At 67.2% G+C, this 6183-nt stretch carries 5 protein-coding genes and 1 pseudogene; 4 read left to right on the top strand and 2 right to left on the bottom strand.

Annotation, left to right across the window (positions count from 1 at the left end; all coding sequences use genetic code 11):
• Positions 1 to 588 (bottom strand): SDR family oxidoreductase (locus tag WAW85_RS15305; protein WP_422560447.1); only part of this gene is annotated, 588 nt, incomplete at its 3' end.
• A gap of 84 nt (positions 589 to 672) precedes the next feature.
• On the opposite strand from WAW85_RS15305, the gene WAW85_RS15300 reads away from it, so the two are divergent.
• Entirely contained in the window at positions 673 to 1989 is a 1317-nt protein-coding gene (locus WAW85_RS15300) for an ion channel protein (RefSeq protein WP_422560446.1), read from the top strand.
• On the opposite strand, the gene WAW85_RS15295 is transcribed toward WAW85_RS15300, so the two are convergent.
• Positions 1931 to 3112, bottom strand: coding sequence for a 4a-hydroxytetrahydrobiopterin dehydratase (locus WAW85_RS15295; RefSeq protein ID WP_422560445.1), 1182 nt, complete (start codon positions 3110 to 3112; stop codon positions 1931 to 1933). The two genes, WAW85_RS15300 and WAW85_RS15295, sit on opposite strands and share 59 nt — an antisense overlap.
• 82 nt (positions 3113 to 3194) lie before the next feature.
• On the opposite strand from WAW85_RS15295, the gene WAW85_RS15290 reads away from it, so the two are divergent.
• The 3 genes and pseudogenes from WAW85_RS15290 to WAW85_RS15280 form a co-directional block, all read left to right on the top strand.
• Entirely contained in the window at positions 3195 to 4160 is a 966-nt protein-coding gene (locus tag WAW85_RS15290; RefSeq protein ID WP_422560444.1) for a YihY/virulence factor BrkB family protein, read from the top strand.
• 15 nt (positions 4161 to 4175) lie between these two features.
• Positions 4176 to 6056 (top strand): sigma factor-like helix-turn-helix DNA-binding protein, encoded by a 1881-nt coding sequence (locus tag WAW85_RS15285; RefSeq protein ID WP_422560443.1) that lies wholly within the window; start codon positions 4176 to 4178, stop codon positions 6054 to 6056.
• A gap of 22 nt (positions 6057 to 6078) precedes the next feature.
• Positions 6079 to 6183: pseudogene (locus WAW85_RS15280) on the top strand (translation initiation factor); the annotation flags it as partial.

Below are 6183 nucleotides of genomic sequence, written 5' to 3'. Positions count from 1 at the left end.
CTCCGGACCACAGACCTCGACGACGGCCGCGGCCGGCTCGACAACGTTCGCGACGATCGCGTCAGCACCGTCGGCCGCGGCGAGCGGTGCGGTGATCATGTGCGGCACGGCCGCTACCGGGCCGAGCGAGAACTGATCGGAGATCGTCCGGGCGAGTTCGAACCACTGGGTCGTGCGCACGACGGTCAGCGCGCCACCGAGACGTTCGCGGTAGGCCTCCTCCTGCGCGGCCTTGCCCCGGTAGTAGCCCATCTTGGCGTTGACGGCCGGGTCGACGGCGTGGCAAATCGACAGGCACACCAAGCGCGCGCCAGCCTGACTGGCGGCGTCGGCGACGTGCGCCGCCGTCGCCCGAAAGAACTCCGTCGCTTTGCGTCCCGACTGAGTCGTCAGGTTCAAACAATCGACGACGACGTCGGCGCCGTCGACTGCGGCCGCGAGGCCCTCCCCGGTCAACGCATCCACGCCGCTGCCGCGGTGCGCCGCCACGACTTCCACTCCGCGCGCGGTCAGCTTCTCGGCCACCTGACGCCCCATCGTGCCGCTGGCGCCCAGCACGACGATCTTCATCCCGGTCATGACCTTCATCAACCAAGGCTAGATCCGGCCCGGCGTGAAGACCAGATCCCGTAGCCTTTGAGCCTCACCACTCCGCCTGCAAGAGAGCTGCCGATGACCCTGGCCCGCCCGGAAGCCGCCGACGAAACCTCGCCCCGCAAACTCCTCGCCCTAGCGATACCGACGATCCTGCTCGGAGCGTGCGCGGCCGGGATCCTCTGGGTGATCGAGAAGGTCGCCGACCAATGGCAGCAGACGCTGTGGGACCGGATCCCGGACGCGCTCGGCGTGGACCCGAGCGGTTGGTGGATCATCCTCGTCCTCACCCTCACCGGTCTGGCCGTCGGACTGTGCTTGCAGTTCTTCCCCGGACACGGCGGACCGGACAGCGCCACAACGGAGTTGATCGAGGAGCCCCTTCATCTGTCCGCCCTTCCCGGGGTCATCGCCGTGACCATCCTGGCCCTCGGCGGCGGCGTCAGCCTCGGACCGGAAAACCCGATCATTGCGGTGAACGTGGCGATCATCGTCTTCCTGCTCTCCCGACTCATCCCGGCGGTGCCCAGTGAGGTCGGCGTGATGATCGCCGGCGCGGCAACCGTCGGCGCGCTATTCGGCACCCCGGTGGCCGCCGCACTGATCTTCACCGAAGTGCTCGCCGCGATCGCCGGCAAAGGCTCGCTGTGGGACAAGCTCTTTCTCCCGCTGGTCGCCGCCGGTTCGGGCACTATCGCGATGAAGTGGATGGGTGGCCAGCACCTGGGCTTCAACCTCCCCGCCTACGGCAGCCCTTCTGCGCCGGATCTGCTCTACGGCATCCTCGTCGCCTGTGCTGGCGTGGCAATCGGCCTGGCCATGCTCTACCTGTTCAGCTTCACCTGGCGTGCACTGCACTCGATGCGCTCACGCATTCTGATTCCGCTGGTTGGTGGCCTGATCCTGGGCATCCTGGGCTTCATCGGCGGCCCGATCACCATGTTCAAGGGCCTAGCCGAAACCGGTCAGTTGCTCGCGGACCCGGCTGGCTACAGCCGAAGCGAACTCACCCTGATCATCGTGATCAAAGCGTTAGCCCTCGCCATCGCCGCCAGCGCCCTGTTCCGCGGCGGACGGATCTTCCCGGCCACCTTCCTGGGTGTCGCGGTCGGCCTCCTCGGCCACGCAATGATCCCGAACCTGCCGCTCACCCTCGCCGTGGCCTGCGGCGTATTGGGCGTCCTCCTGGTGGTCAGCCGCGACGGCTGGCTGGCACTCTTCGTCGCCGTCGCCATCCCCGGCGACATCACCGTGCTGCCGGTGCTCTGCGTCGTGGTGCTGCCAGCCTGGCTGCTGGTCACCCGGCAACCGGAGTTCCGGATCATGCCGGAACCGGCTACACCAGCGGCAAGCCCTCCAGCAGACGCTGCACCGGAAGCACGTTCCGCGGAATGAACTCGGCGACGGTCAGGCCGACGACCTCGGCAGTGGCTGCCACATCACGCACCACCCGCTGCACTTCGGCGATCCGCAGACCTCCGCGGACCCGCCCCAGCCCGAGCGCTGCCTCATCGGCGTCGACGACGTCGACGTCGAGGTGAATGGCAACCTTCGAGGCGCCGGTCGACAGCAGCCACGTCAACAGCGGCGCCGTGCTGGTGCGTAGCTGCTCCGGGTCAAACGAGACGATCCCCCATTCGGCGAGGTGCGGGTAGTCGTCGTCAGTCCACTCGTGTAGGCCCGCGATCGCGACCCGGTCAGCCGGGATCGTCGCCGGCAGCAAGTCCACGATCTCCTCATCACCGTGGCCGGTCAGCACCGCGACTGCCATGGCGTGGTAGCCGTTGTACTCACTGTCCGGCGTCCCGACGTCCGGGTGCGAGTCGATCCAGATGACGGCGAGGTCATCGCCGTATTCCCGCGCGAGGGCCGCGAACGGCGCGACGCTCACCGCGCAATCGCCGCCGAGCGTTAACACTTTGTCGAAATCATTGCGGGCCAACGCTTCGAGCGCCGACTCCAACGACTCGACAACCACTCCACGCGACTCGATGCCTTCGGTCGCCGGCTCATCCACATCGTCGACGACGACGTGCGCGACCGGCCCGCGCGCAGGCGGCAGCACGGCTTCGAGCACCTGGGACCCCACTGCGTAACCACGCCGGGCCCGCTCGAGGGCGACCTCGCCGAACAAATCGGCGACACCCGCCGCCCCGGCGCCTTGCCACTGTGGCCACACCAATCGCAGCGTTCGGTCACCCGGTTCCGTCATCGCCTCGATCCGCCACTCCAGGGCGATCGCCGCGATCATCTGCGCCAGCGCGACATCGGCATCGGTCAGGCCACCAGCGGCATGGGTGGTCAGCACTAAACGCACTGTGCCGTAATGGATTTCGACGTCCGGATGGTGGTCGGCGGCCTCGGCCGCGGCAGTGACGGCATCCACGAACTGCACGCTACGCACCATCGTGCCGGTGCGATAGACGGCGACGAGCGTACCGTCGTCAACCTGCCATCCGAGCGGAAGCTGGGCGGCGGCCTCGCGGGCTGTCAAGGACTGGTAGCTGCGACTGCTCATGCCCCCAGGGTAGCCAATCTACGCTTGGTCGCCAGCTAGGATCGATGCACCGCGTACCACGCCAAACTTGAGGAGGTCGTCGGTGTCGTTCGCCTCCCGCGTCGACAACTTCACCCGTCGCTATCCACGCACCGGGTACCCACTCGCCGTGGCCTACAAGTTCTTCGACGATCAGGGCGGCTACCTGGCCGCACTCATCACGTACTACGCCTTCGTGTCACTGTTCCCGGCGCTTCTGCTGTTCACCACGATCCTCGGCTGGGTGTTACGCAATAACGAAGGTTTGCGCGACCGCATCGTCAACTCCGCGCTGGATCAGATCCCGGTGATCGGCGATCAGTTCGCCGACCCGGCAGCGCTGAGCGGCGGCCCGGCGGCGATCATCATCGGCCTGGTCGGCGCCCTCTACGGTGGACTCGGCGTCGCGGTCGCCTCGCAGAACGCCATGAACATCATCTGGGCGGTGCCCCGCAACTCGCGCCCGAATCCGATCCTGGTGCGCATACGCGGCTTCGTCCTGCTGTTCACCGTCGGTCTGTCGATGATCGGTCTGGTCGCCATCGGCATCACCTCCGCCGCCATCGATTTCGGCCGGATCAGCCAGCTGATCACCGATATCGGCCAGGTCGTGCTCGCACTCGCCGTCTTCCTCTTCGCCTTCCGCTACGGCACTGTCCGCACCCTGCGCATCATTGACGTGCTGCCTGGCGCCGCAGTCGCGGCCGTCGGCTGGCAGCTGCTGCAACGCTTCGGTGGCGTCTATGTCGAGCGCGTCATCACCCGCGCCAGCGTCGTCAACAGTGTTTTCGCCACCGTCCTGGGCCTTATCGCCTTCCTGTACCTGGCAGCGGCACTGATCGTCTTCTGCATGGAGATGAACGCCGTCCGCACCGACAAGCTGTACCCGCGCTCGTTGCTCACCCCCTTCACCGACAACGTCGTTCTCACCGAGGGCGACGTGCGCTTTTATACGAACTCGGCCAAGGCGCAGCGCAACAAAGGCTTCGAAGTGATCGACGTGTCGTTCGACAAGACCGACCCCACATAGGCGAGACTGGTCGCCATGGAATCCGATACCGACGAGGTGACCTGGTGCGATGTCGCGCCCTGGCTCTTCAGTCGTGCCGGCGACCCGGAGTTCTTCTGGATCGACGACGATCCCGCCGCGGCCGAACCCAACGTCCGCAAGGCCCACTGCGAGCTGATCGCCGTGCTCATGGTCGAAGCAGTGCCCGAGGTGACCATTGGTGAACTGCTCCCGCTGCTGCCCGGCGACGTGGACCTCATCCCCGATCCGTCGCTTCCGACGCGCGCCGCCAACTGGCTTCTGCAGTCGTCGACCTTCACCACCGACCGCATCCGCGCAGCCACCACCGCCGACATCTTGGACAGTCGCGGGATGGGCACCGGCTCGGTGATCGGGCTGCTGGCGCGTCTGGTCGAACTCTCCACCGATGAGCTCGCCCGCGACACCGATCTCGGGCCGGATGTGACCGACGAGTTGCTCGACGATCTGGAGATCATCGCCCGCTGGCGACGCGTCACCGGCGACGACGACGTCTCTCTCCTCAATCCACTACCTGTCTATGCACCGGCCGCGGTCCATCAGGCCCGCTCACGCCTGGCCACCCTCACCGCCAGCACGTTCCCCATCAGCGACGACGAGGACATCACTGTCGCCGAATCCCTCGACACCCGGCTCGACGAACTCGGCGACCGTGACCGGGAAGTATTCCTCGCCCGGCGCCTCACCCAGCCGCGCGAACGCTTGGAAGCACTCGGCGAGCGCTTCGGTGTTTCCCGCGAACGCGTACGCCAGTACGAGGCGCGCGCACTGACCGAACTCTTCGGCTGGCTGGAAAACAGCACGCAGGCGCAGTTTCTGGTGTCGTCGGCGACCCGGATGGTCGGCACCGTGCGGTTGATCGACGACGTCGTCGCCGCCCTGCCGCCGCTCGCCGACGGCGTCGGTGCGGTGAATCGTCCGCTGTGGCAGGTGCTGGTCGGCATCGGCCTGCCTTTCGAGGTGGCCGACGGGTGGGCCGCAGTACCCGATCTGGACGCGGCACGCGAGGCGACCAGGAACCTGGTCACCGACCGCGCCGACGAGTTTGGCGTGCTGTCCGCGGCCGCGCTGACTGAGGTCAACGACGCCCCCTTGCCGACCGAGAGCGCCGACTGGCCCGCGCGGTGGGCCGCCGAACTCGGCTACGTCGTCTACCGCGGCCATCTACTCACCACGACCAGCACTGTCGAGGATTACGCCGCGGCTGTCCTTTCCATCCACGACGAGCCGATGGCGCCCGACGAGATCGTCGGCACCTTCCACGTCGAGCGGTCCGCCCGATCGCTGGTCAATCAGATGGCCGGCGACGACCGTTTCCAGCGCGTCAGTCGAACCCAGTGGGGTCTGCGCAGGTGGGGCGGTCCGGCGTACGCCACCATTCGCAGCGCGATCGGCGAGGTCCTCGACGAGGCCGGCGGCTCGATGGATCTGAGCGAGCTGATCGAACGGCTGGTCGTCGACTTCGACGCCAAGCCCGCCAGCGTGACCGCCTACGCTTGCGCCCCGCCGTTTCACACACGCGACGGCGTCGTCTCCCATATGCAGGCGCTGCCGACCACGCGCAAGTCGCCCGCGGAGACGCGCAATCTGTTTCGCATCGGTGACGCCTGGAAACTCCGCATCACCGTCAACCGCGAGCATCTGCGCGGCAGCGGTGCGCCCCTGCCAGTCGGGCTCGCCTCGGCGATCGGGCTGACCTACGGGGATTCTCGTCAGCTCGCCTCCGAGAAAGGCGAACAATCCATCTCGTGGACCGCCCGGCAACCCACGCTCGGCAGCACGCGGCGTTTCTTGACCACACTTGGCCTGGGCGAAGGCGCGCACGTGTACCTCGTGTTCACCGACGACGGCCGCTTCGCGGTAGAAGCGATCGACTGATCCATCGCATAGGATCGGCGCCATGCCACCGCGCCGTCGCCTCCCCGCTGCCGACTCGCTCACCCCGGAGAACCTCGCGAGCCTAGCCTCCGCCGTCGCCGAAGGCCGCCGAGCGACCGTCTACCTG

This window comes from Gordonia sp. (in: high G+C Gram-positive bacteria) (assembly GCF_049299075.1).
Taxonomy (GTDB): Bacteria; Actinomycetota; Actinomycetes; order Mycobacteriales; family Mycobacteriaceae; genus Gordonia.
Note: the sequence above shows the minus strand (reverse complement) of the source record. Positions and strands in the feature narration are given on the sequence as shown.